General features: G+C 60.4%; 19 protein-coding genes. 7 read left to right on the forward strand and 12 right to left on the reverse strand.

Going from position 1 to position 22,440, the window contains the following annotated elements; translation table 11 throughout:
- The 3 genes from tcyL to AB4N44_RS18525 form a co-directional block, all read right to left on the reverse strand.
- Complete coding sequence (gene tcyL, locus AB4N44_RS18515) at positions 1-717, reverse strand: cystine ABC transporter permease (protein ID WP_224790092.1); 717 nt, start codon at positions 715-717, stop codon at positions 1-3.
- Positions 717-1,517, reverse strand: coding sequence for a cystine ABC transporter substrate-binding protein (tcyJ, locus tag AB4N44_RS18520; protein ID WP_127925431.1), 801 nt, complete (start codon positions 1,515-1,517; stop codon positions 717-719). The genes tcyL and tcyJ overlap by 1 nt, the downstream gene beginning before the upstream one ends.
- A gap of 310 nt (positions 1,518-1,827) precedes the next feature.
- Positions 1,828-2,820: a D-cysteine desulfhydrase gene (locus AB4N44_RS18525; protein WP_127925432.1), complete on the reverse strand. Its 993-nt coding sequence runs from the start codon at positions 2,818-2,820 to the stop codon at positions 1,828-1,830.
- A gap of 190 nt (positions 2,821-3,010) precedes the next feature.
- On the opposite strand from AB4N44_RS18525, the gene epsC reads away from it, so the two are divergent.
- Together epsC and betT are read left to right on the forward strand one after the other, a co-directional pair.
- Positions 3,011-3,937: a serine O-acetyltransferase EpsC gene (gene epsC / locus AB4N44_RS18530; protein ID WP_016983653.1), complete on the forward strand. Its 927-nt coding sequence runs from the start codon at positions 3,011-3,013 to the stop codon at positions 3,935-3,937.
- A gap of 440 nt (positions 3,938-4,377) precedes the next feature.
- Positions 4,378-6,339, forward strand: a complete 1,962-nt coding sequence (betT, locus tag AB4N44_RS18535; RefSeq protein ID WP_174245095.1) for a choline transporter BetT — start codon at positions 4,378-4,380, stop codon at positions 6,337-6,339.
- Between the two features lie 23 nt (positions 6,340-6,362).
- Here betT and AB4N44_RS18540 read toward each other — a convergent pair whose 3' ends face one another.
- Positions 6,363-6,623, reverse strand: a complete 261-nt coding sequence (locus tag AB4N44_RS18540) for a hypothetical protein (RefSeq protein ID WP_127925434.1) — start codon at positions 6,621-6,623, stop codon at positions 6,363-6,365.
- A gap of 388 nt (positions 6,624-7,011) precedes the next feature.
- Between AB4N44_RS18540 and AB4N44_RS18545 the strand changes: the two genes are divergently transcribed.
- Together AB4N44_RS18545 and AB4N44_RS18550 are read left to right on the forward strand one after the other, a co-directional pair.
- Positions 7,012-7,194, forward strand: a complete 183-nt coding sequence (locus AB4N44_RS18545) for a type II toxin-antitoxin system HicA family toxin (RefSeq protein WP_026000492.1) — start codon at positions 7,012-7,014, stop codon at positions 7,192-7,194.
- Positions 7,191-7,655, forward strand: coding sequence for a type II toxin-antitoxin system HicB family antitoxin (locus tag AB4N44_RS18550; RefSeq protein ID WP_401042953.1), 465 nt, complete (start codon positions 7,191-7,193; stop codon positions 7,653-7,655). Before AB4N44_RS18545 ends, AB4N44_RS18550 begins: the two co-directional genes overlap by 4 nt.
- 5 nt (positions 7,656-7,660) lie before the next feature.
- Here the strand turns inward: AB4N44_RS18550 and AB4N44_RS18555 are convergent, their stop codons facing one another.
- A complete protein-coding gene (locus tag AB4N44_RS18555; RefSeq protein ID WP_460108084.1) occupies positions 7,661-8,698 on the reverse strand; it encodes a LacI family DNA-binding transcriptional regulator in 1,038 nt (345 codons plus the stop codon).
- A 205-nt stretch (positions 8,699-8,903) separates the two neighbouring features.
- Here AB4N44_RS18555 and AB4N44_RS18560 point away from each other — a divergent pair, with 205 nt between their 5' ends.
- The 3 genes from AB4N44_RS18560 to mgrA all read left to right on the forward strand — a co-directional run bounded on the left by AB4N44_RS18560 (position 8,904) and on the right by mgrA (position 13,599).
- On the forward strand, positions 8,904-11,129 hold the full coding sequence (locus AB4N44_RS18560; RefSeq protein ID WP_460108082.1) for a TonB-dependent receptor: 2,226 nt from the start codon (positions 8,904-8,906) through the stop codon (positions 11,127-11,129).
- A gap of 2 nt (positions 11,130-11,131) precedes the next feature.
- Positions 11,132-12,451 carry an LLM class flavin-dependent oxidoreductase gene (locus AB4N44_RS18565; protein ID WP_460108081.1) on the forward strand — a complete coding sequence of 440 codons (1,320 nt, stop codon included), beginning with the start codon at positions 11,132-11,134 and terminating at the stop codon, positions 12,449-12,451.
- A 110-nt stretch (positions 12,452-12,561) separates the two neighbouring features.
- Positions 12,562-13,599 (forward strand): L-glyceraldehyde 3-phosphate reductase, encoded by a 1,038-nt coding sequence (gene mgrA, locus AB4N44_RS18570; protein ID WP_460108079.1) that lies wholly within the window; start codon positions 12,562-12,564, stop codon positions 13,597-13,599.
- A gap of 226 nt (positions 13,600-13,825) precedes the next feature.
- Here the strand turns inward: mgrA and tauD are convergent, their stop codons facing one another.
- From tauD to AB4N44_RS18605, 7 genes are all read right to left on the reverse strand, one after another.
- Positions 13,826-14,668: a taurine dioxygenase gene (gene tauD / locus AB4N44_RS18575; RefSeq protein ID WP_038359808.1), complete on the reverse strand. Its 843-nt coding sequence runs from the start codon at positions 14,666-14,668 to the stop codon at positions 13,826-13,828.
- Between the two features lie 144 nt (positions 14,669-14,812).
- Positions 14,813-15,652: a taurine ABC transporter permease TauC gene (tauC, locus tag AB4N44_RS18580; protein WP_316917449.1), complete on the reverse strand. Its 840-nt coding sequence runs from the start codon at positions 15,650-15,652 to the stop codon at positions 14,813-14,815.
- Complete coding sequence (gene tauB, locus AB4N44_RS18585; protein WP_316917450.1) at positions 15,649-16,443, reverse strand: taurine ABC transporter ATP-binding subunit; 795 nt, start codon at positions 16,441-16,443, stop codon at positions 15,649-15,651. The genes tauC and tauB overlap by 4 nt, the downstream gene beginning before the upstream one ends.
- A 15-nt stretch (positions 16,444-16,458) precedes the next feature.
- Positions 16,459-17,436 (reverse strand): taurine ABC transporter substrate-binding protein, encoded by a 978-nt coding sequence (tauA, locus tag AB4N44_RS18590; RefSeq protein WP_460108075.1) that lies wholly within the window; start codon positions 17,434-17,436, stop codon positions 16,459-16,461.
- A 444-nt stretch (positions 17,437-17,880) separates the two neighbouring features.
- A complete protein-coding gene (gene gshA, locus AB4N44_RS18595) occupies positions 17,881-19,464 on the reverse strand; it encodes a glutamate--cysteine ligase (RefSeq protein ID WP_150775777.1) in 1,584 nt (527 codons plus the stop codon).
- A 208-nt stretch (positions 19,465-19,672) separates the two neighbouring features.
- A complete protein-coding gene (locus AB4N44_RS18600; protein WP_053116527.1) occupies positions 19,673-20,056 on the reverse strand; it encodes a PaaI family thioesterase in 384 nt (127 codons plus the stop codon).
- Positions 20,056-22,380 (reverse strand): Tex family protein, encoded by a 2,325-nt coding sequence (locus AB4N44_RS18605; RefSeq protein WP_150750210.1) that lies wholly within the window; start codon positions 22,378-22,380, stop codon positions 20,056-20,058. Before AB4N44_RS18605 ends, AB4N44_RS18600 begins: the two co-directional genes overlap by 1 nt.
- Positions 22,381-22,440: the final 60 nt, after the last annotated feature.

The raw sequence follows: 22,440 nt of genomic DNA on the forward strand, positions 1-22,440 counted from the left end.
TCAGGACTCCTGGTCGTGCCGATTGACCCGCTCTTCCAGCTTGTTCTGGAAGTGCGAGAGCACCGTGGCCAGAATCCAGTAGATCAGCGCGGCGGCAAGATACATGGTGAAGACTTCGAAAGTCCGGGCGGTAATCAACTGCGCTTGACGGAACAGCTCCGGCACTTGAATGGTGGCGGCCAGCGCCGTGTCCTTGACCAGCGAGATGAAGCTGTTGCCCAGCGGCGGCAACGCCGTGCGCATCGCTTGCGGCAGGATGGCCCGGCGCAAGGTTTGCGCGCGGGTCATGCCGATGCTCGCAGCCGCTTCCCACTGACCACGTTCGATCGAACCGATCGCGGCGCGGAGGATTTCACAGGCGTAGGCGGCCATGTTCAGCGAGAAGCCGATCAGCGCCGCTGGCAGCGGATCCAGTTCGATCCCCAGTTGCGGGAAGCCGTAATAGATCACGAACAGTTGCACCAGCAACGGCGTCCCGCGAAAGAACGACACGTAGACGCGCGCCAGCCAGCTCACCGATTTGAAGCGCGACAAGCGCATCAGCGCCAGGCCAAAGCCGAGCAGCAAGCCGAAGAACATCCCGCCGAGGCTGAGGACTACCGTGTAGTACGCGCCCTTGAGCAGAAAGGGGGCGGAGTCCAGCAACAGCGCCGATGTCTCGGCGATTTGCTGGCTCAACTGCGGGAAGTGCGCTTCGAATTGAAATCCAACTTCCATTATTTAGTGACGTCTGCGTTGAAGTACTTCTCGGACAGCTTCTTCAAAGTGCCGTCTGCACGCAGTTCGTCGATGGCCTTGTTCACGGCAGCCAGCAGTTCCGGCTCACCTTTACGCAGGGCAACACCGGCTTCCTGACGCGAGAAAGCTTCGCCGGCGGCCACGGTTTTCGGGGCTTTCTTGGCGTATTCCAGTGCAGCCAGACGGTCGATCAGGATGGCGTCAGTACGGCCGTTGTTCAGGTCAGCGAACTTGGTCGGATCATCGTCATAAGTACGGACGTCAGCGCCCGGCACGTTGGCGCGAACCCATTGTTCGTAGTTGGTGCCCAGGCCGACACCGACTTTTTTGCCGGACAGGTCAGCGGCGGTCTTGATGTTCAGTGCGGACTCTTTGCTCTTCAGCACCAGCGCCTGAATACCGGAAACGGTGTACGGCTCGGAGAAGTCATACTTCTTTTTGCGCTCGTCGGAGATGGTCACCTGGTTGACCACGACGTCCAGACGCTTGGATTCCAGCGCGGCGAGGATGCCATCCCATTTGGTCGGCTGGATCTTCGCTTTGACGCCAAGTTTCTGCGCCAGTGCTTCTGAGAGCTCGACTTCGAAACCCGACAGCTTGCCGTCGGCATCGACGAAGCTGAACGGTGGGTAAGTGCCTTCCAGGCCGACGTTGATAACGCCTTTGTCCTTGATCTGTTGCAGCTGTTCACCGGCCACTGCCTGGCCGATCAGACCGGCGCTCAGCGCCAGGCCCAGCGAACCCACCAGCAGATTGCGACGTAGTGCGGAAAAATTCATGACGAGCCCCTGTGTTTTCTTATGGAAGACGCTTAAGGAAAGTTGGCGAATTTATGATTTTCGACGACAGCGCTATCCTGCCTTAAAGCAGCTTATGCGTCTCTCGCGAAATTCGCCTGCGGCGAGACTATAAGATGTCTTCTTTAGACTTGAAAATACTTAATAATTGAAATGTTATTCTTAATTAGAATATGAGGTTCGTTCCCATGCTCTGCGTGGGAATGCCTCTAGGGACGCTCCGCGTTCCAGCTCTCGAAGGGACGCAGAGCGTCTCGGGCTGCATTCCCACGCAGAGCGTGGGAACGATCAGTCAGAGGAAATCCTTGTAGGCAAATAGCGCCGGCGCGCCGCCGGTGTGCAGGAAGATGATCGGGCCTTCATTGAAGCGCTGACGGCCGATACCATCGAGTAACCCAGCCATGGCCTTGCCGGTGTACACCGGATCGAGCAACACCGCTTCCTGGCTCGCCAGCAACTTCACCGCCGCCAACGTCCCGGCATTCGGCTCGCCATAACGCGGGCCGAAATATTCATCCCACAACTCGACCTTGAAACTGGCCGGCAGCTCGACGCCGAGCAGATCCGCCGTGCGTTCCGCCAGGCCCTGAACCTTCGGCCGCTGATTTTCTTCACTGCGCGAAACCGTCACGCCAATCACCGGCAATTGCGGCAGCTCTTCAGCCAGGGCCAAGGCCAGACCACTGTGAGTTCCGGCGCTGCCGGAGGCTAGAACCACTGCGGCGAAATCCAGACCGGTGTCCTTGATCTGCTCAGCCAGTTCCAGACCGGCGCGCACGTAGCCCAGCGCACCGAGCGCATTCGAACCACCGATCGGCACGAGATACGGTTTCTTGCCATTGCTGCGCAAACGCACGGCGAGGGCGGCGAGTTGTTCGTCGGCGTTGTCGAGGTTGTCGACCAGTTCCACCTTGGTGTCGAACAGATCCAGCAACAGGCGATTGCCGTTGCCGGTGTAATTGCTGTCCTCGGTGCCCAACGGATTTTCCAGCAGCGCCACGCAGCCGAGGCCGAGTTTGGCGGCCAGTGCAGCGGTCTGGCGAACGTGGTTCGACTGCAGCGCACCGGCGGTGATCAGCGTGTCGGCGCCTTGCGCCAAGGCGTCGGCGGCGAGGTATTCGAGTTTGCGCAATTTGTTGCCGCCCATGGCCAGCGGCGTCAGGTCATCGCGCTTGATGTACACCTCGCGGCCGAGCCAGGTGGACAGCCGTTCGAGTTTTTCCAGCGGCGTCGGGTGGTTGAGCAGGTCGAGGCGGGCAAAGCGGTCCAGCTGTTGTTTAATCATGGGTCCGTACTGGCGGAGAAAGATGAAAGGACTATAGGCACGCGCTTTTGCAGGGGCAACCGCCAATCGCTTATAGCCAAATCGACTGAGCCCAGCACTATCGGTTCTTAATTCGCCTTCGCGAGCATGCCGTAAAGTAGGCGCCGTTAACGCGGCCAGACAGTCCGGCCGCCCGTGAGGAGTCTTTACCGTGAGCGAGCGTTCCAGCCATTGGCAATTGCAGACCATCGTCAGTCAACTGCGCAGCGCGCGGGATCAGTGGCGGGCACAGAACGGCCGGGCGTCCGGCGAGCAGGGTGGTCGCGAGCTACCGTCGCGGGCGGCGATGGCGGAGATTCTCGAAGCACTGTGTGGGGCGTTGTTCCCGATGCGTCTCGGCCCGGTGGATCTGCGTGAAGAGAGTGAGGATTTTTACGTCGGCCACACTCTGGATGTGGCGCTGAATGCGTTATTGGCGCAGACCCGTCTGGAACTGCGTTACGTCGCCCGCCACAGCGCGCAGGCCGACACCGAAGTCGAGGCTCGTGCCATCCAGATCGTGCAGGACTTCGCCTTGGCCTTGCCGGGCTTGCGCACACTGCTCGACACCGATGTACTGGCGGCCTATCACGGTGACCCGGCGGCGCGCAGTGTCGATGAAGTGCTGCTCTGCTATCCGGGGATTCTCGCGGTGATTCACCATCGTCTGGCGCATCATTTGTATCGCGCGGGTTTGCCGCTGCTGGCGCGGATCAGTGCGGAGATCGCCCATTCGGCAACTGGTATCGATATCCATCCGGGGGCGCAGATCGGCCGTAGCTTTTTCATCGATCACGGTACGGGTGTGGTGATCGGCGAGACGGCGATCATTGGTGAGCGCGTGCGGATTTATCAGGCGGTGACCTTGGGCGCCAAGCGTTTCCCGGCAGATGAAGACGGCCAGTTGCAGAAGGGCCATCCGCGTCATCCGATCGTTGAGGACGATGTGGTGATTTATGCCGGGGCGACGATTCTCGGGCGGATCACCATTGGCAAGGGTTCGACCATTGGCGGCAATGTGTGGCTGACGCGCAGTGTGCCGGCGGGGTGCAATTTGACCCAGGCGAATTTGCAGCATGATGACGGGACGCAGAAGTAAGGCTTTAAAAGCTGACCCTCACCCCAGCCCTCTCCCAAAGGGAGAGGGGGCCGACCGAAGTGTCTTGCGTCATGCATCGACCTGAAATACCGAGTCGATTATGGATTCGGTACAGCAGGATCACGTCGGCTTATCTCCCCAATATCCCCCAATCAGTCCCCTCTCCCTTTGGGAGAGGGCTATTGAACGAATACCCTCAAACCCACGTCATACCCATCCTTGAGCTAGCGTAGGAAAACTACCATCTAGCCGTGCGATTAGTCCTTACCACCCCATCCATGTTTAACTTGAACGTTCATTCAAGTTAAACCGGTGGTTCGCTGCCCGCTCACAACAGGAGGCTTGCCTTTGCTGAGTCCGATCATTTCAGCCACGTTTCAACCCCTCGAGGTGCACGTTTCATGAGTGCATCGTCTACCCCCGCCAGCGGTCTGGTACGCATGAATCCGCCGGTGTTCTACTTCGCCGCGACGGTCATTCTGCTGTTTGGTCTCGTTGTTATCGCCATGCCTGAGCAGGCCGGCGCCTGGCTGCTGGAAGCGCAAAACTGGGCGGCCAATACGGTCGGCTGGTACTACATGCTCGCGATGACCCTGTATCTGGTCTTCGTGGTGGTCACCGCCTTATCCGGCTACGGCAAGATAAAACTCGGTGCCGACCACGACGAGCCCGAATTCAGTTACCTGTCCTGGGCCGGCATGCTGTTCGCCGCCGGGATCAGCATCACGCTGTTTTTCTTCTGCGTCTCTGAGCCGCTGACCCACATGCTCCAACCGCCGCAAGGCGAGGCGGGCACGGCGGACGCGGCGCGTCAGGCCATGCAGATTCTGTTTCTGCACTGGGGCCTGCATGGCTGGGGCGTATTTGCCTTCGTCGGCATGGCGCTGGCCTATTTCGCTTACCGCCACAACCTGCCACTGGCCCTGCGCTCGGCGTTGTATCCGCTGATTGGCAAACGCATCAACGGCCCGATCGGTTACGCGGTGGATGGCTTCGGCATCATCGCCACGGTGTTCGGTCTCGGTGCCGATATGGGCTTCGGGGTGCTGCACCTCAACTCCGGTCTCGACTACCTGTTCGGCATCGCGCACACCCAGTGGATTCAGGTCGGCCTGATCACGCTGATGATGGGCGCGGCGATCATCGTGGCCGTCTCTGGCGTCGATAAAGGCGTGCGGGTGATGTCCGACATCAACATGCTGCTGGCTTGTGCGCTGCTGCTGTTCGTGTTGTTCGCCGGGCCTACCCAGCACCTGCTCAACACCTTGATCCAGAACCTTGGCGACTACCTTGGCGCCTTGCCGATGAAGAGTTTTGATCTCTACGCCTACGACAAACCGAGCGACTGGCTCGGTGGCTGGACAGTGTTCTACTGGGCCTGGTGGATTGCATGGTCGCCATTTGTGGGCCTGTTCATCGCACGGATTTCCCGTGGCCGCACCATCCGCGAATTCGTTTTCGGCGTGTTGTTGATTCCGCTCGGTTTCACCCTCGCGTGGATGTCGATTTTCGGCAACAGCGCGCTCGATCAAGTGCTCAATCACGGCATGAGCGCGCTGGGCATGTCGGCCATCGAGAATCCGTCGATGAGCATTTACCTGCTGCTGGAAACTTATCCGTGGAGCAAAACCGTCATCGCTGTGACGGTGTTTATCAGCTTCGTGTTCTTCGTCACGTCTGCCGACTCCGGCACCGTGGTGCTCTCGACGTTGTCGGCCAAGGGTGGCAACCCGGACGAAGACGGGCCGAAATGGCTGCGGGTGTTCTGGGGCGCGATGACCGCGCTGATCACCAGCGCGCTGTTGTTCTCCGGCAGCATCGATGCGCTGAAATCGGCGGTGGTGCTGACTTCGTTGCCGTTCTCGCTGATCTTGCTGCTGATGATGTGGGGCCTGCACAAGGCGTTCTATCTGGAGTCGCAGAAGCAGATCGCGCAGTTGCATTCGCTGGCGCCGGTCTCCGGTTCGCGGCGCGGCACCGGTGGCTGGCGTCAGCGTCTGAGCCAGGCTGTGCACTTCCCGTCGCGTGACGAGGTGTACCGCTTCATGGACACCACGGTGCGCCCGGCGATTGAAGAAGTGACGGCGGTGTTCGTCGAGAAAGGCCTCAACGTGGTCACCCAGCCGGATCCGGCGAATGACAGCGTCAGCCTCGAAATCGGCCATGGTGATGCGCATCCGTTCATCTATCAGGTGCAGATGCGCGGCTACTTCACGCCATCGTTCGCGCGCGGCGGCATGGGTTCCAAGCAGCTCAACAATCGTCGCTACTACCGCGCCGAAGTGCATTTGAGCGAGGGCAGTCAGGACTACGATCTGGTCGGTTACACCAAAGAGCAGATCATCAACGACATCCTCGACCAGTACGAACGCCACATGCAGTTCCTGCATCTGGTGCGTTGATCGGCGGCTGGGCGCCGGGACGTTTACGACTCGGCGCTCAGCACCATGAACAACACCATCGCCGCCACCGGCGCGCCGAATACCGCACTGCCAATGGCTATTTCCGATCCCACGGACTGGCCGGCATGCACCACCCCCACCGCACCATTGATCACCGTCAACGCCAGCCACAGCGCGGCGAAGCCGTAGGCCATGGTCTGGCGGCTGAAGCCGATGCGCTCGCCGATGTAGAGCATCAGGGCGAGCAGGATCAGGCCGAAGAAAATGATGATGGCGGTGTGCATGGCGGGTTCTGCCTGGTGGATGGGTATCGCCTGAAAGACCGCTATCGCGAGCAGGCTCGCTCCCACAATGGATCCCGGCTGGACATAAATTTCATGTACACAGGAAATCCCTGTGGGAGCGAGCCTGCTCGCGAAGGGGCCACCTCGGTGTTCTTTAGAGCATAGCCAATCCAGTCCCGCCACATCTCCACTGGACATATTTTGCGACCCTTACAGAGAGTCTGGCCGGCGACGTGTTTTTCTTGCTGGCCCAAGCCTGCCGTTGATCTGCCCCATAACCGAGCGATTGTTCAGTGAGCTAATATTTATCTGAGTGTGTATCGTGTGTATCAAAGGCTCCTGCGCCCTCTAGAGTAAATGGCTCTAGCTGTCGAACAGGGCAAAGGAAATGCGCAGTCGGGAAATGATCAGGATGATCGAAGACGATGGTTGGTATCTCGTGGCGGTGAAAGGCAGCCACCACCAATACAAGCATCCGCACAAGCCAGGAAGGGTGACGATCAAGCACCCTGATTCGGATCTGCCCAAGGGCACGATCAACAGCATTTTGAAACAGGCGGGCTTGAAATGAGGCCCGTTATTGGAAACGAAGGCCGTTTTATGGGCCTGTCAGAGGAAGGACTCACTCATATGAAATTCCCGGTCGTTCTGCACAAGGATGCCGACTCAGACTACGGAGTGATCATCCCGGATGTCCCGGGTTGTTTCTCCGCAGGCACTACGGTCGCTGAGGCGTTTGAAAATACTCAGGAGGCATTGGCGCTTCACTATGAGGGGTTGGTCGCCGACAGCGCGCCGTTACCGCAAGTGCGGGACATTGATGCTCATCTCGATAACCCGGATTACGCGGGAGGGATCTGGGGCGTGGTCGATTTTGATATCACCCCGTATTTCGGCAAGTCAGTGCGTTTTAACGCCACGCTGCCGGAGCAGTTGCTTGAGCGTATTGACCAGACAGTCCGCCGTGACCAGCGCTATCGATCCCGTTCCGGATTTCTCGCGGCGGCCGCCTTGCGCGAACTGTCGGTATAGCGAAGTCAGGTGCTTTCCCGTTCGATCACTTGGCACTGCAGCAGGTTCAGCCGCTGCACCTCGTCGCTCGGCAACACGCCAAGGCTTTCCAGCACGCGTGTTGCGGCGAGCACACCGATCTCCAGCGCCGGTGGTTTGATCGTGCTCAGGCTCGGCAAAAGCATCTCGGCGAACGGGTAGTCGCCAAAGCCAAGAACGGCGCAGTCTTCGGGGATTTTCAAACCCGCGCGTTGCCCGGCAAGCAGGCCGCCGGCGGCGAGGTTGTCGTTGGCGAAGATGATCGCGTCGGGGCGCGGTGAGGCGTTCATCAGGGCGTCCATCGCCTGTTTGCCGGCCTCGAATGGTGCGCGATCAGCGTCAGGGGCGTAGACCCAAGGTTCCAGGCCGGATTCGCGCAAGGTCGCCGCGTAACCATCGCGGCGTTCCAATGCGCTGAAGTCGCCCGCAGCGCTGTTCTGCACGAAAGCGATACGTTGGTAGCCTTTTTCCAGCAGATCTCTGGCGGCTGTCACGCCCACCTCGAAATGCGAAAAACCGATCTGCATCGGCTCACGATCCGGTTGGTAATCCCACGTCTCGATCACCGGCACATCGGCCTCGGCGATCATCTTTTCCGTGCCGGCACTGTGAAAGTGACTGGTGAGCACCAGCGCCGCCGGCGACCAGCCGAGAAACGCGCGCACCGCATTTTCTTCCTGCTCGGTGCTGAAGTAACTCGACGCCAGCAACAGTTGATAACCGTGACGGCTGAGCGTGTCGCTGAAGCCTTGAATGGTATTGGCGAAGATCGGCCCGGAGATGTTCGGGATGACCATACCAACGATTTTTCCCCGCGCCGAGGCCAGCCCGCCGGCCACCAGATTCGGTACATAGCCCAACTCGGCTACTACCGCTGCAATCCGCTCGCGACGCTCGGGCGAAACCTGCTCCGGCTGGTTGAAGTAGCGCGACACGGTGATCGCTGAAACTCCGGCCTCTCGCGCGACGGCATTCAGGGTCACGCGTCCGGCGCCACGGCGTTTGCGGGGTTTTTCTTCGCTCAAGGTTCGATCCTTCTTAAAAACCAAATCGCATATAAAAGTAATTTTTCAGTATTGGACGCTCTATGTGTGGCTTGCCAATACTGTTGATGGTAGCGCTAACAAAGCGCACTGTCTGCTACTCGCTCGAGCGAATGCCCAAGACACCGATTCAGGCGCTGTCGTCGCAGAACGGCAGCGGTTAAGGGCCAATTTCGAGTGGGCAAACATGCACAACATTCCTGGGGCGACACACAAACTGGCGCAGTCGATTCGCGCCGCTGGATGGTTATTCACGGGGCTGGCAGCGCTGCCGTTGCCCAACGCATTTGCTGCCGAGAGCAGTGATCAGGAGCCGACACTGAAATCCGTGACCGTCACGGCCACGCGCCGCGAAGAGTCGCTGCAAAAAGTGCCGGTCGCGGTGTCCGTCATCGATGGCGAACAGCTTGAGCGCGACAACCGCAACGGCGTGGCCAGTATCGTCCAGCAAGTGCCGTCGCTGAATTTCCGTACCGGCGCGTCGAACAAGGACACCTCGTTGTTCGTGCGCGGCGTCGGTACGATTTCCACCTCGCCGGGCGTCGAGCCGACCGTGGCGACGGTGATCGACGGCGTGGTCTATGCGCGTCCTGGGCAATCCACGCTCGATCTGCTGGATCTGGAGCGCGTCGAAGTCTTGCGCGGCCCACAAGGCACGCTGTTCGGCAAAAACGCTTCGGCCGGTGTACTCAACATCACCAGCAAGGCACCCACCGCCGAGACCCACGGTTACATCGATCAGTCGTATTACAGCGGCAACGAAAGCCGCACCCGATTCGGCATCGGCGGCAGCCTGATTCCGGACACGTTGAAAGGCTCGATCAGCACACTGTTCGGCACCTACGACGGCAACGTCGACAACCAACACAACGGTCAGGAGGTCAACGGCTACAACCATCGCGGCGTGCGCGGCAAACTCGAATTCACGCCCAACGACGATGTCACCTTCACCCTGATCGCCGACTACATGCAGTCCCACGACGATGGCCCCAACGGCGTGGTCAGCAAGTCGCTGACGCCGGCTTTCGCCAATGCGCTGAGCCCGGTCAATGCGACTAGCCACAATCGCGATATCAACACCGACACCCGCTCACACGTTGAGGACACCAACAAAGGCCTGTCCGGCCAGCTCGACTGGCAGCTGGGCGATTACACCCTGACGTCGATTACCGCGTGGCGTGGTTGGGACAATACTCAGTATCAGGATGGCGACCGTCTCGGCACCGTGACCGCAGCGTTTCCCGGCACCGCGGACAAGGGCGATCTGGCCTTCGATCAATACTCGCAAGAGCTGCGTCTGGCCTCGCCGAAGGGCGAATTTCTCGAATACGTCGGTGGCTTGTTCTACATGCATGGCAAGGACGACGAGACCTATCAGCGCACGCTGACCACCACCACGCGCACCGATCGCGGCGTCGCCGATTACAGCACCACCAGCGACAGTTACGCGGCGTTCGGTGAGAGCACGCTGAACTTCACGTCCGACTTTCGCGGCATCGCCGGCCTGCGCTACACCCACGATGATCTCGAATACGATCACCGCCGCGTCTCGACCTCGGCGACCACCGTCAGTGGCATTCAACCGGCGACCAGCAGTTCCGGTTCAGTGGACGAAGACGGCTGGTCCGGTCGCCTCGGTGTGCAGTACGACCTGAGCGATACGGTCACTACTTACCTGACCTACTCGCGTGGCTACAAAGGCCCGGCCTATAACGTGTTCTTCAACATGCAGCCGCGCGATACCGAAGCGCTGAAACCGGAAACCTCCAACACCTGGGAGGCGGGGATCAAAGCGACGAGCTGGAACAATCGCCTGACCACCAACCTCGCGGTGTTCCACAGCGAGTACGACAACTATCAGGCGAACTTCTTCGACACCGTCGCCGGCCAGGTTGTGACTCGTTTGATCAACGCCGGCAGCGTCAGCACCGAAGGCGTCGAACTCGACTACGCCTTGCAGGCCACCCAGCAATTGAAACTGTCCGGCGCACTCGCCTACACCCGCGCCCGCATCGACGAGTTCGCCTGCCCGGCGGGCGCGGCGGCGTCGTGCAACGTCAACGGCAAACCGCTGCCGTTCAGTCCGGACTGGAAAAGCTACGTGCGCGCCGACTACACCATCCCGCTGGATAACGGTCTGGATATCGAACTTGGCACCGATTACAGCTGGCAGAGCGAAGTGCAGTACGACATCAGCCAGAACGCCGACACCAAGCAGGGCGCCTACGGTCTGTGGAACGCCAGTGTTGCGCTGGCCGATTACAGCAATGGCTGGCGCGTCGCGCTGCTGGGCAAGAACCTCACCGACAAGTCTTACTCGCCATTGCTCGCCAGCGGTGGCAATTACATTTATCGCGCCGTGCCACGGGATGACGAGCGCTACTTCGGCGTGCAACTGCGCAAGGATTTCTGACGATGAGCAGACAGTTGAAACTCGGTGCATTCCTCATGGCCACCGGGCACCACGTGGCGGCTTGGCGTCATCCTGATGTGCCGGCGAATGCGGGTCTGGATTTCGCCCATTACAAGCGGCTGGCGCAGATCGCCGAGGCGGCGAAATTCGATGCGTTGTTTGTCGCCGACAGCGTCGCCGCGCCGACCCAGGACATCGCCAGTCGCATGGCACGCTCCGATCACTTCGAACCGCTGACGTTGCTCTCGGCCCTGAGTGCGGTGACCGAGCACATCGGCCTGATCGCCACGGCGACCACCAGTTACAACGAGCCGTACCACGTGGCGCGCAAATTCGCTTCGCTCGATCACCTCTCGGGTGGGCGCGCGGGATGGAATCTGGTGACCTCGGACAACGCCGCTGAGGCGCTGAATTTCGGGCGAGACGAACACATCGGTCACGCCGAACGCTACAGCCGCGCTCGGGAATTTCATCAGGTGGTCACCGGGCTTTGGGACAGTTGGGAGGACGATGCGTTTGCGCGCGACAAGGCCAGTGGGGCGTATTACGACCCTGCGAAACTGCACGTGCTGGATCACGTCGGTGAACACTTTCGGGTAAAAGGCCCGCTGAACGTCGCGCGCTCGCCGCAGGGGCAACCGGTAATTGTCCAGGCCGGCTCTTCGGAAACCGGGCGCGAATTGGCGGCGCAGACGGCTGAAGTAGTGTTCACCGCGCAGACTTCGTTGGCCGGTGCTCAGGGGTTCTACGCCGACCTCAAAGGACGTTTGCCCAAGTACGGGCGCAGTGCCGATTCGCTGAAAATCATGCCCGGGGTTTTTGTCGTGGTCGGCCGCACCGAAGCCGAAGCGCAGGAAAAGTATGAAACGTTTCAGCAATTAGTCGAACCCGAGGTTGGCGTCGCCTTGCTTGGGCGTATGCTGGGCAACTTCGATTTGTCGAAGTACCCGCTGCACGGGCCGTTACCCGAGTTGCCACTGACGGAAAGCGGTCAGCAGAGCCGGCAGAAACTGCTGACTGAACTGGCGGGTCGGGACAGCCTGAGCCTTGCCGAACTCGGTCGCAAGATTGCCGGCGGGCGAGGGCATTACAGCCTGGTCGGTACGCCGGAGCAGATCGCTGATCGCTTGCAGGAATGGTTCGAACAGGGCGCGGCGGACGGTTTCAACGTGCTAGTGCCGCACTTGCCCGGCGGGCTCGAAGACTTCGCCAATGGCGTGGTCCCGGAACTGCAACGGCGTGGGTTGTTCAGAACTGAGTATGAGGGCCGGACATTGCGCGAGAACCTTGGTCTCGGCCGACCCGGCAATCGATTTGTGTAACACCCAATCGCTAGCAGGCTAGCTCCCACAGGAGACTGCATTCCAATGTGGGAGCTAGCCTGCTAGCGATGAAGTCGACACCCATTTCAAGACAGACAAGAGAGGATTCGATGACTTATACCGCTGCCGAAAACCGCTACGACTCCATCCCTTACCGCCGCGTCGGGCGCAGCGGTCTGGTGCTGCCGGCGCTGTCGCTGGGCCTGTGGCACAATTTCGGTGACAGCACGCCGATCGACACCCAGCGCGCCTTGCTGCGCACCGCGTTCGATCTGGGCATCAACCACTTCGACCTGGCCAACAACTACGGCCCGCCGTACGGCAGCGCCGAGATCAATTTCGGCCGTCTGCTGCGCGAAGACTTCCAGCAATACCGCGATGAGCTGATCATCTCCAGCAAGGCTGGTTGGGACATGTGGCCCGGCCCTTACGGTCAGGGCGGTGGCTCGCGCAAATACGTGCTGGCCAGCCTCGACCAGAGCCTGCAACGCCTGGGGCTCGACTATGTGGATATCTTCTATTCGCACCGCTTCGACCCGGACACCCCGCTGGAAGAAACCGCCAGCGCCCTCGCCACTGCAGTGCAGCAGGGCAAGGCGTTGTACATCGGTATCTCGTCGTACTCCGGGGTGAAAACCCGTGAGATGGCGGCGCTGTTGAAAGAGTGGAAAGTGCCGTTGTTGATTCATCAGCCGGCCTACAACCTGCTTAATCGTTGGGTGGAAAAAGATCTGCTTGATACCACCGATGAACTCGGTACTGGCGTGATCGCCTTCACTCCGCTGGCACAAGGTCTGCTCACCGACAAATACCTCAACGGCGTGCCGGCGGATGCACGGGTCAATCGTCCGGGCGGTGGTTCGCTGCAGGCTTCGCATTTGTCCGAGGCCAACATTGCTCATGTGCGGGCGTTGAATGAGATTGCCAAGCGTCGCGGTCAGAGCCTGGCGCAACTGGCGCTGGCGTGGACGCTGCGCGATCCGCGGGTGACTTCGGCGCTGATTGGTGCGAGCCGGCCGGAGCAGATTATCGAGAACGTTGGGGCGTTGAAGAATTTGAGCTTCAGTGCTGAAGAGCTGGCGGAGATTGACCGGTTTGCCCAGGAGGGCGGGATCAATCTTTGGGAGAGGCCTTCGACGGCGGAGTGATGAAGATTGGGTTGGGTCAGCAAGATCCAACCCCCTCACCCCAGCCCTCTCCCCCAGGGGGGCGAGGGGGAAAGGGAGCAGATCTTCATGCTTTTCAAAACTTGAATTCAACCCGACATTTCAGGTCGATGTAGCTCGTACAAACACCTCGGTCAGTCCCCTCTCCCTCGGGGCGGTCCGACGTTTCGGGAGGGTTAGGGTGAGGGGCTTTTGGCTTTAAAACGTCTCAACGAAAAAACGGCACATCCCCCAACACCGTCGCCCGCTGCATCACCCGCCGCGCCGGCCGGTAGTCATCCACCGCGTAATGCTGTGTCACGCGGTTATCCCAGAACGCAATATCGTCCTGCTGCCAGCGCCAGCGAATGGTGAATTCCGGCCGCGTTGCGTGGGCGAACAGAAACTTCAGAATCGCCTCGCTCTCGGTTTCCGACAGCTCATTGATCTTCGAGGTGAAGCCTTCATTGACGAACAACGAACGCCGCCCGCTGACCGGGTGCGTACGAATCACCGGGTGCGACAGCGGCGGATTCTTGCGTCGCGCCTCTTCCCACTGCGCCAGCGCCTCAGGCGTGTTGCCATAACGCTCCAGTGGAAACGAGCGTGTGAAATCGTGAGTCGCGGTCAGCCCTTCGAGCAAGCCTTTCAGCGGCGCCGACAGCGCTTCATACGCGGCAATGCCGCTGGCCCACAGCGTGTCGCCACCAAACTCTGGCAGCAACTTGGCGCTGAGCACCGCGCCCATCGCCGGCGTCGGCAGGAAGGTCACGTCGGTGTGCCAGATCGCGTTGTCACGCACGTCGGTGACGGCGGTATCGAGGATCAGCACTTCCGGTTGCTCTGGTACGTTCGGGTAGATCGGGTGGATATGCAGGTCACCGAAATACGCAGCGAAGCGCGCCTGTTGTGGCGGCTCGATTGGCTGGTTGCGGAAGAACAACACCTGATATTTGAGCAGCGCCTGCTCGATGGCGTCGCGGTGTTCCAGGCTCAGCGGCTGGCTGATGTCGACGCCGCTGATCTGTGCGCCGAGGGCTGAGCTTAATGGGGTGATGTTGAGGCTGCTCATGGTCTTTCTCTTCGAATTCGGGGTGTCATGCTTTTGTGGGAGCGAGCCTGCTCGCGAATGCGGAGTGTCAGGCTAAAGTGCAGTGACTGACCCGACGCTTTCGCGAGCAGGCTCGCTCCCACAAGGGAAGTTTCACAAGGCGATTTAGTGGGCCTGGCCGTGCCACGGCACCAGTTTGCGCTGCAGGGCGCGCAGGCCCATTTCCATGGCGAAGGCGATCAGGGCGATGACCAGAATCCCCAGCACCACCACGTCGGTGACGAGGAACTGCGCGGCCGACTGCACCATGAAGCCCAAGCCACTGGTGGCGGCGATCAATTCTGCCGCGACCAATGTCGACCAACCCACCCCCAGACCAATGCGCACGCCCGTCAAAATGTCCGGCAACGCGCTCGGCAAAATCACATGACGAATCAGTTGCACTCGAGTCGCGCCCAACGACTGCGCCGCGCGCAATTTCGCTGGATCAACTGTACGAACACCAGTAGCGGTAGCAATCGCAATCGGCGCAAAAATCGCCAGATAAATCAGCAGCACTTTCGACAACTCGCCGATGCCGCACCAGATCACGATCAGCGGCAGATAAGCCAGCGGTGGGATAGGGCGGTAGAACTCGATCAGCGGATCGAGCACGCCACGGGCGATGCGGTTGGCACCAATGGCGATGCCCACCGGCACAGCGGTCAGAATCGCAAAACCGAGGCCCAGACCGATGCGGCTCAGGCTCGCGCCGAGGTGCTGCCACAAGGTCGAATCCATGTAACCCGTGGTCGCCAGTAACCAGCCCTTTTGCAGCACGGCGGACGGTGGCGGCAGGAACAGCGGCTCGATCAATCCAGTGGCGGTCACCGCCCACCAGATCGCCAACAAGGCAAGCAGCGTCAGCAGGCTGATCCAGCGCGTGCTGAGGCTGCGGCGAACGGGAATCGCCACCGATGGGGTCGCGGTTTTTACCGCAGCCGAGGAAACGTCGTAACTGCTCATGCGCGCTCCTGCCGTTGCCCGGCACTGCGTTGCGAGAACACTTTGCTCAGCACGTGTTCACGGGTTTCGATAAAACGCGGATCGGATTTGATCGCACGGGCGGACTCGCCAGCGGCGTAACGCTGACCGAAATCCAGATGCAGACGCTCAACGATCTGCCCCGGATTCGGCGCGAGCAGAATCAGGTCAGTAGCGAGAAACACCGCTTCTTCAATGTCGTGGGTAATCAGGAAAACCGGTTTGGCCGTGCGCTGCCAGACTTGCAGCAACAGCTCTTGCATCTGCTCGCGGGTAAACGCGTCGAGGGCGCCGAAGGGTTCGTCCATCAGCAATACGCGCGGGTCAGCGGCGAGGGCGCGGGCGAGGCCGACGCGTTGTTTCTGACCACCGGACAGTTGCCAGATACGGCGGCTTTCGAAACCGCAAAGATCAACCAGCGCGAGCATTTCACGGGCGATCTGTTCGCGCTTGTCCCTGGCGACACCGGCCAGTTCCAGACCGAATGCGACGTTGGCCAACACATCCTGCCAGGGCAACAATGCGTCGTCCTGGAACACCACGCCACGTTCGGCGCTCGGGCCTTTGACCGGCACGCCGTCGAGGGTGATGCGCCCGGCGCTCGGTTCGACGAAACCGGCAATCAGGTTCAATAGCGAAGTCTTGCCACTGCCGGACGGGCCGAGGGCGACCAGCAATTGCTGAGGCCCCAGGGTCAGAGAAATATCCGCCAGCACCGGCTCGGGGCTGCCCGGGTACTGTGCGCTGATGCGCTCCAGCTGTAGCAAGGCCATCGCAGTTAACTCCGATCAGTTGGTGATGTATTTGGCGCTGACGTACGGCGCGTAGTCCGGCAGAACGGCTTCGACCTTGCCTTGCTCCTTGAGGAACGCGGCGGTGTCGGTGATGGCTTTGGTGGTCGGCGCACCGAGGGTGACAACCTGATCCGCCGCCAGCGGGTAGACGTTGCCTTGCAGCAGCAGTGGAATGTCGCTGGCCTTGGCACCGGAGAGTTTCACCAGTTTGTCGACGTTGGACTGATTGGCGAGCCAGGCTTTCGGGTCTTTGCGGTAGTCGGCGTAGGCGTCGAGGGTGACCTTGGCGAACGCGGTGACGATTTCCGGGTGCTTCTCGGCGAAGTCTTTGCGCACGATCCACGCATCGAAGGTCGGTGCACCGAACTTGGCCAGTTCGCCGGAGGTGATCAGCACTTTGCCGTTTTCCTTGGCCACGCCCAGCGCCGGATCCCACACGTAAGTGGCATCGATGTCACCGCGTTTCCATGCGGCAATGATCGCTGGTGGGGCGAGGTTGAGCACGGTGACTTTCGAAGGGTCGATGTTCCAGTGCTTCAGTGCAGCGAGCAGGCTGTAGTGACCGGTCGATACGAACGGCACGGCGATTTTCTTGCCGATCAGATCTTGCGGAGTCTTGATGCCGGAACCGTCGCGGGCGACGAGTGCTTCGGCGGCGCCGATCTGGGTGGCGATGAGGAAAGTTTCGACCGGGACTTTGCGGGTAATCGCGGCGGTCAGCGGACTCGAACCGAGGTAGCCGATCTGCACGTCACCGGAGGCGATGGCGGCAATGATGTCGGCGCCGTTGTCGAACTTGCGCCAGGCGATATCGGCTTTGGTGGCTTTTTCGTAAGCGCCGTCAGCCTGGGCGACTTTCGCCGGGTCAACGGTGGTTTGGTAGGCGACGGTGAGGTCGGCGGCCTGAGCCAGAAAACTTGCGGCAGCCAAGGAGGCTACGGCGAGCAGGCGAAGCGGGACATTCAGTTTCATTGAAGAGCTCCATATCAGGCGACCGAGCGTCGGCGTGAAAGGAGACTAAATGATCTAAGAATCGGTAAATAAATAACTTTTTCGAATGAGCTTATGAGCGGAAAAATCTAAGAGCGGGGGAGTTTGTGGGCGTTTCGGATTTATTCGTTCGACGTTAGATCTTTGCCCCCTCACCCCAGCCCTCTCCCCCAAGGGGGCGAGGGGGAAAGGGAGCCGATCTCTGTGCTTTTCAAGGCCTGAGCTCGGCTCGGTATTTCACGTCAGCGTACTTCGCACCAACAACCCGGTCAGTCCCCTCTCCCCCAGGGGGGGCGAGGGGAAAGGGAGCCGATCTCTGTGCTTTTCGAGCCTGAGTTCGACTCGGTATTTCAGGTCGGCGTAACTTTCATGAGCACCTAAATCAGTCCCCTCTCCCTCCGGGAGAGGGCTAGGGTGAGGGGCTCTTCAGTTGCTGATCGCAAGAATACTCGCCTGATACGACCCGACAAACACATCGAAATCCCCAACCTCGTTCTGCTCCAGCTCAGCTTGCGCGGCCAGAGAAGTACGTGCCAACTCCTCAAACTTCGCCTGTTCATCCGCCGCCAAAGGCTCGCTGCGGAAAAACTCGGCATGCGCCTGGCTCTGACGCAGGGAGAACTGCGCAAAGCTTTCCTTGTGCTCAGCCATCGCCGCCAGGACCTGCGCAGAAGGCGTCAGAGACGGATCGCTGACCTTGGCCAGTTGCGCATCCAACGCCTTGCTGTGCGCATCGCCGCCATGGCTCTGATCCAGCAACGCCGCCAGCGGGGCAATTTGTTCCAGCAGTTCGGCCGCCCAGGTCTTCATCTCCACCGACTCACCGTCACGCTGCAATTGCAGGCCCGGACGACGGCCTTCCTTGACCACGCTGAGGAAGTTCGATGTGGCGTTGCCGCACGAGGTGTTGGTCAGCAACGGGCTGTCGTTCAGCGCGCAATACAGCAGGAAGGCGTCGAGGAAGCGCGACTCGGTCAGGTCGATGCCCATCGGCAGGAACGGGTTGATGTCCAGGCAACGCACTTCAACGTACTGAATGCCACGCGCCACCAGCGCCTGAATCGGCCGTTCGCCGGTATAGGTCACGCGTTTCGGGCGGATGTTGGAGTAGTACTCGTTTTCGATCTGCAGGATGTTGGTGTTGAGCTGCACCCACTCGCCATCCTTGTGCGTGCCGACTTCAACGTACGGCGCGTACGGCGTGGCCACGGCTTTGCGCAGGCTGTCGGTGTAACTCGCCAGATCGTTGTAGCACGGCGTCAGGCCGGCCTGGGCGTTGCTCTGGTAACCGAGGTCGCTCATGCGCAGGCTGGTGGCGTATGGCAGATACAAGGTGTCCGGGTCGAGCTGTTCCAACTGATGCGAACGACCCCGCAGGAAACCGGCATCCAGCGCTGGCGAAGCACCGAACAGGTACATCAGCAGCCAGCTGTAACGACGGAAGTTGCGGATCAGCGCGATGTAGGAAAACGACTGGTAATCGCGGTCAGTGCCGACAAACCCTTCGGTTTCGCGCAGCAGCGGCCAGAGCTTTTCCGGCAGGGAGAAGTTGTAGTGAATCCCGGCAATGCACTGCATGGTCTTGCCATACCGCAGGGCCAGGCCCTTGCGATAAACGTACTTGAGCTGACCGATGTTGGAGGTGCCGTAATAAGCGATCGGGATATCTTCCTCGGCCGGCAACGGGCACGGCATCGATGGACTCCACAGGTACTCGTTGCCGAGCTTGCTGTAGGCAAAACGGTGAATCTTGTCCAGGCTCGCCAGTGTGTCGGCCGGATCCGGCAGGGCGGGCGTGATGAATTCCAGCAGCGACTCGGAGTAGTCGGTGGTGATCTGTTCGTTGGTCAGCGCGGAACCCAAGGCTTCGGGGTGCGGCGTTTGCGCCAAGCGACCTTCGCTGGTCACGCGCAGGCATTCACGTTCGATACCGTGCAGGCACTGCTCGAGCAGAGAGAGGTTAGCGCGCTCGCCGAGCAGAGCCAGGCGGCGGTTGAGAAGTTCGCTCAATTTGGATTCCTTCACGCGTCAGTCGCCCCAATATGGGGGTGGGCAGGACGGTCTACAAGGGTGAAGTTGAAACTGGCGTTTTCGCCTGGTTTTGTAGCGGCAGGCCATTTGCCGGTCAGTCAGGAACTGCACAATCCCTGTGGGAGCGAGCAGGCTCGCTCCCACAGGATTCGTTGCGCCGAAATTAACTCAAATTGATGGCGTCTAGCTACAGGACAGCGAACGTGCCTTGTGCTTTTGCGACCAGTTTGTCGCCCTGCATCACGTCGGCTTCGACCACCAGCGTGCGCCGGCCCGGGTGGATAACCCGCGCCGTGCACATCACCTCGCCATCGGAAACGGCGCGGATATAGTTGATCTTGCACTCGATGGTCGCGCTCTGCTGATCGAAGCCGTGGGTGCTGGAACAGGCCAGCCCCATGGCGATGTCGACCAGACTGAACAGCGCGCCACCGTGCAATTTGCCGCCGCGATTGCGCAGTTCCGGTTCCAGCACCAGGGCGACTTGCGCCACCCCGGTTTCCAGGCTGTGCAGGCGGCAGCCCAACAGCTTGAAAAACGCGCTCTCGACGAGCCCGGCTGGAATTTCCATCAGCGTTTCTTCAATTGCTTGGCGTTGGCGAACAGCGAAGCCATCGCGTTGTTCGCCGGCGCGGCGGTCGCGGTTTCCTTGCGCGGCGCGTTGTTCGAAGGCTGGCGCTGAGCCGAGCCCGGACGCGAGCCACGGGCACCGTCGATTTTCTCGCCCGGAGTGTCACCCATGCGCATCGACAGGCCGACGCGTTTGCGCGGGATGTCGACTTCCATGACCTTCACTTTCACCACGTCGCCGGCCTTCACCGCTTCGCGCGGATCCTTGATGAACTTCTCCGACAGCGCCGAGATGTGCACCAGACCGTCCTGATGCACGCCGATATCGACGAATGCGCCGAACGCGGTCACGTTGGTCACCACGCCTTCAAGGATCATCCCCAGTTGCAGGTCTTTCAGATCTTCGACGCCTTCCTGGAACTCGGCGGTCTTGAACTCAGGGCGCGGGTCGCGGCCCGGTTTTTCCAGTTCCTGGATGATGTCGGTCACGGTCGGCAGGCCGAAGGTTTCGTCGGTGAATTTCTTCGGATCCAGACGCTTGAGGAAACTGGCGTCGCCGATCAGCGAACGGATATCACGGTCGGTTTCAGCGGCAATGCGCTGCACCAGCGGATAGGCTTCCGGGTGAACAGCCGAGGAATCCAGCGGGTTGTCGCCGTTCATCACGCGCAAGAAACCGGCGGCCTGTTCGAAGGTTTTTTCGCCCAGACGTGCGACTTTCTTCAGCGCTGCACGGGTTTTGAACGCGCCGTGCTCGTCGCGGTGCGCGACGATGTTTTGCGCGAGCGTTGCGTTGAGGCCGGAGATCCGCGCCAGCAGGGCCACGGAGGCAGTGTTCACGTCGACGCCGACGGCGTTCACGCAGTCCTCGACCACAGCGTCCAGACCACGCGCCAGTTTCAGCTGCGAGACGTCGTGCTGGTACTGGCCGACACCGATGGATTTCGGATCGATTTTCACCAACTCGGCCAGCGGATCCTGCAGACGACGGGCGATGGACACCGCGCCACGGATCGACACGTCGAGATCCGGGAATTCCTTGGCCGCCAGTTCCGATGCCGAGTACACCGATGCACCGGCCTCGGAAACCATGACCTTGGTCATTTTCATCGCTGGATATTTTTTGATCAGTTCGATCGCCAGTTTGTCGGTTTCGCGGCTGGCGGTGCCGTTGCCTATGGCGATCAGGTCAACCGAGTGCTTGGCGCACAGGGCGGCCAGAATGGCGATGGTCTGATCCCACTTGTTGTGTGGCACGTGCGGGTAAACCGTGGCGTGATCAAGCAGTTTGCCGGTCGAGTCGACCACGGCGACCTTGCAGCCGGTACGCAGGCCCGGGTCGAGGCCCAACGTTGCGCGCGGGCCTGCCGGCGCGGCCAGCAGCAAGTCGTGCAGGTTGTGCGCGAACACGTTGATCGCCTCGGTTTCGGCGCCGTCACGCAGCTCGCCGAGCAGGTCGGTTTCCAGGTGCGTGTAGAGCTTGACCTTCCACGTCCAGCGCACCACTTCGCCGAGCCATTTGTCGGCGGGGCGGTTCTGGTTCTGGATGTTGAATTGCTGACCGATCATGCCTTCGCATGGGTGCATGGTGCCCGGCAGCTCGTCGCCGACTTTCAGCGCGGAGCTGAGGATGCCTTCGTTGCGGCCACGGAAAATCGCCAGTGCGCGGTGCGACGGCATGCTTTTCAGCGGTTCGTCGTGTTCGAAGTAATCGCGGAACTTGGCGCCTTCCTCTTCCTTGCCAGCGATGACGCGGGCACTGAGGGTGGCTTCCTGTTTCAGGTAGTTACGCAGTTTTTCCAGCAGGCTGGCGTCTTCGGCGAAGCGCTCCATGAGGATGTACTTGGCGCCTTCCAGCGCTGCTTTCACATCGGCCACGCCTTTTTCGGCATCGACGAAGCGCGCGGCTTCGGTTTCCGGGGCCAGATTCGGGTCGTTGAACAGGCCATCCGCTAGGTCGCCGAGGCCGGCTTCCAGGGCAATCTGGCCCTTGGTGCGGCGCTTCTGCTTGTACGGCAGGTACAAGTCTTCGAGGCGGGTCTTGGTGTCGGCGAGTTTGATGTCGCGCTCGAGGGCAGGGGTGAGTTTGCCTTGCTCTTCGATGCTGGCGAGGATGCTGATGCGCCGTTCGTCGAGTTCTCGCAGGTAGCGCAGACGTTCTTCCAGATGACGCAACTGGGTGTCATCAAGGCTGCCGGTGACTTCTTTCCGGTAACGGGCGATGAAGGGAACGGTAGAGCCTTCATCGAGTAGCGCGACGGCCGCTTCGACCTGTTGTGGGCGTACACCGAGTTCCTCGGCAATGCGGCTGTTGATGCTGTCCATAAAACCACCTGACATATTGTGAAAGCAGGCTCTCAGGCGCGCAAATAAAGGCCCGGAGTC

Source organism: Pseudomonas sp. S3_C06 (assembly GCF_054667675.1).

What these genes read in the sequence shown, in the direction of transcription:
- AB4N44_RS18565 (WP_460108081.1), top strand. Translation starts at nt 11,132, where the DNA reads ATGAGCAGACAGTTGAAACTCGGTGCATTCCTCATGGCCACCGGGCAC.
- mgrA (WP_460108079.1), top strand. Translation starts at nt 12,562, where the DNA reads ATGACTTATACCGCTGCCGAAAACCGCTACGACTCCATCCCTTACCGC.
- tcyL (WP_224790092.1), bottom strand. Translation starts at nt 717, where the DNA reads ATGGAAGTTGGATTTCAATTCGAAGCGCACTTCCCGCAGTTGAGCCAG.
- AB4N44_RS18545 (WP_026000492.1), top strand. Translation starts at nt 7,012, where the DNA reads ATGCGCAGTCGGGAAATGATCAGGATGATCGAAGACGATGGTTGGTAT.
- AB4N44_RS18560 (WP_460108082.1), top strand. Translation starts at nt 8,904, where the DNA reads ATGCACAACATTCCTGGGGCGACACACAAACTGGCGCAGTCGATTCGC.
- AB4N44_RS18540 (WP_127925434.1), bottom strand. Translation starts at nt 6,623, where the DNA reads ATGCACACCGCCATCATCATTTTCTTCGGCCTGATCCTGCTCGCCCTG.
- betT (WP_174245095.1), top strand. Translation starts at nt 4,378, where the DNA reads ATGAATCCGCCGGTGTTCTACTTCGCCGCGACGGTCATTCTGCTGTTT.
- AB4N44_RS18600 (WP_053116527.1), bottom strand. Translation starts at nt 20,056, where the DNA reads ATGGAAATTCCAGCCGGGCTCGTCGAGAGCGCGTTTTTCAAGCTGTTG.
- tcyJ (WP_127925431.1), bottom strand. Translation starts at nt 1,517, where the DNA reads ATGAATTTTTCCGCACTACGTCGCAATCTGCTGGTGGGTTCGCTGGGC.
- tauB (WP_316917450.1), bottom strand. Translation starts at nt 16,443, where the DNA reads ATGGCCTTGCTACAGCTGGAGCGCATCAGCGCACAGTACCCGGGCAGC.
- tauC (WP_316917449.1), bottom strand. Translation starts at nt 15,652, where the DNA reads ATGAGCAGTTACGACGTTTCCTCGGCTGCGGTAAAAACCGCGACCCCA.
- tauA (WP_460108075.1), bottom strand. Translation starts at nt 17,436, where the DNA reads ATGAAACTGAATGTCCCGCTTCGCCTGCTCGCCGTAGCCTCCTTGGCT.
- tauD (WP_038359808.1), bottom strand. Translation starts at nt 14,668, where the DNA reads ATGAGCAGCCTCAACATCACCCCATTAAGCTCAGCCCTCGGCGCACAG.
- AB4N44_RS18550 (WP_401042953.1), top strand. Translation starts at nt 7,191, where the DNA reads ATGAGGCCCGTTATTGGAAACGAAGGCCGTTTTATGGGCCTGTCAGAG.
- AB4N44_RS18525 (WP_127925432.1), bottom strand. Translation starts at nt 2,820, where the DNA reads ATGATTAAACAACAGCTGGACCGCTTTGCCCGCCTCGACCTGCTCAAC.
- AB4N44_RS18605 (WP_150750210.1), bottom strand. Translation starts at nt 22,380, where the DNA reads ATGGACAGCATCAACAGCCGCATTGCCGAGGAACTCGGTGTACGCCCA.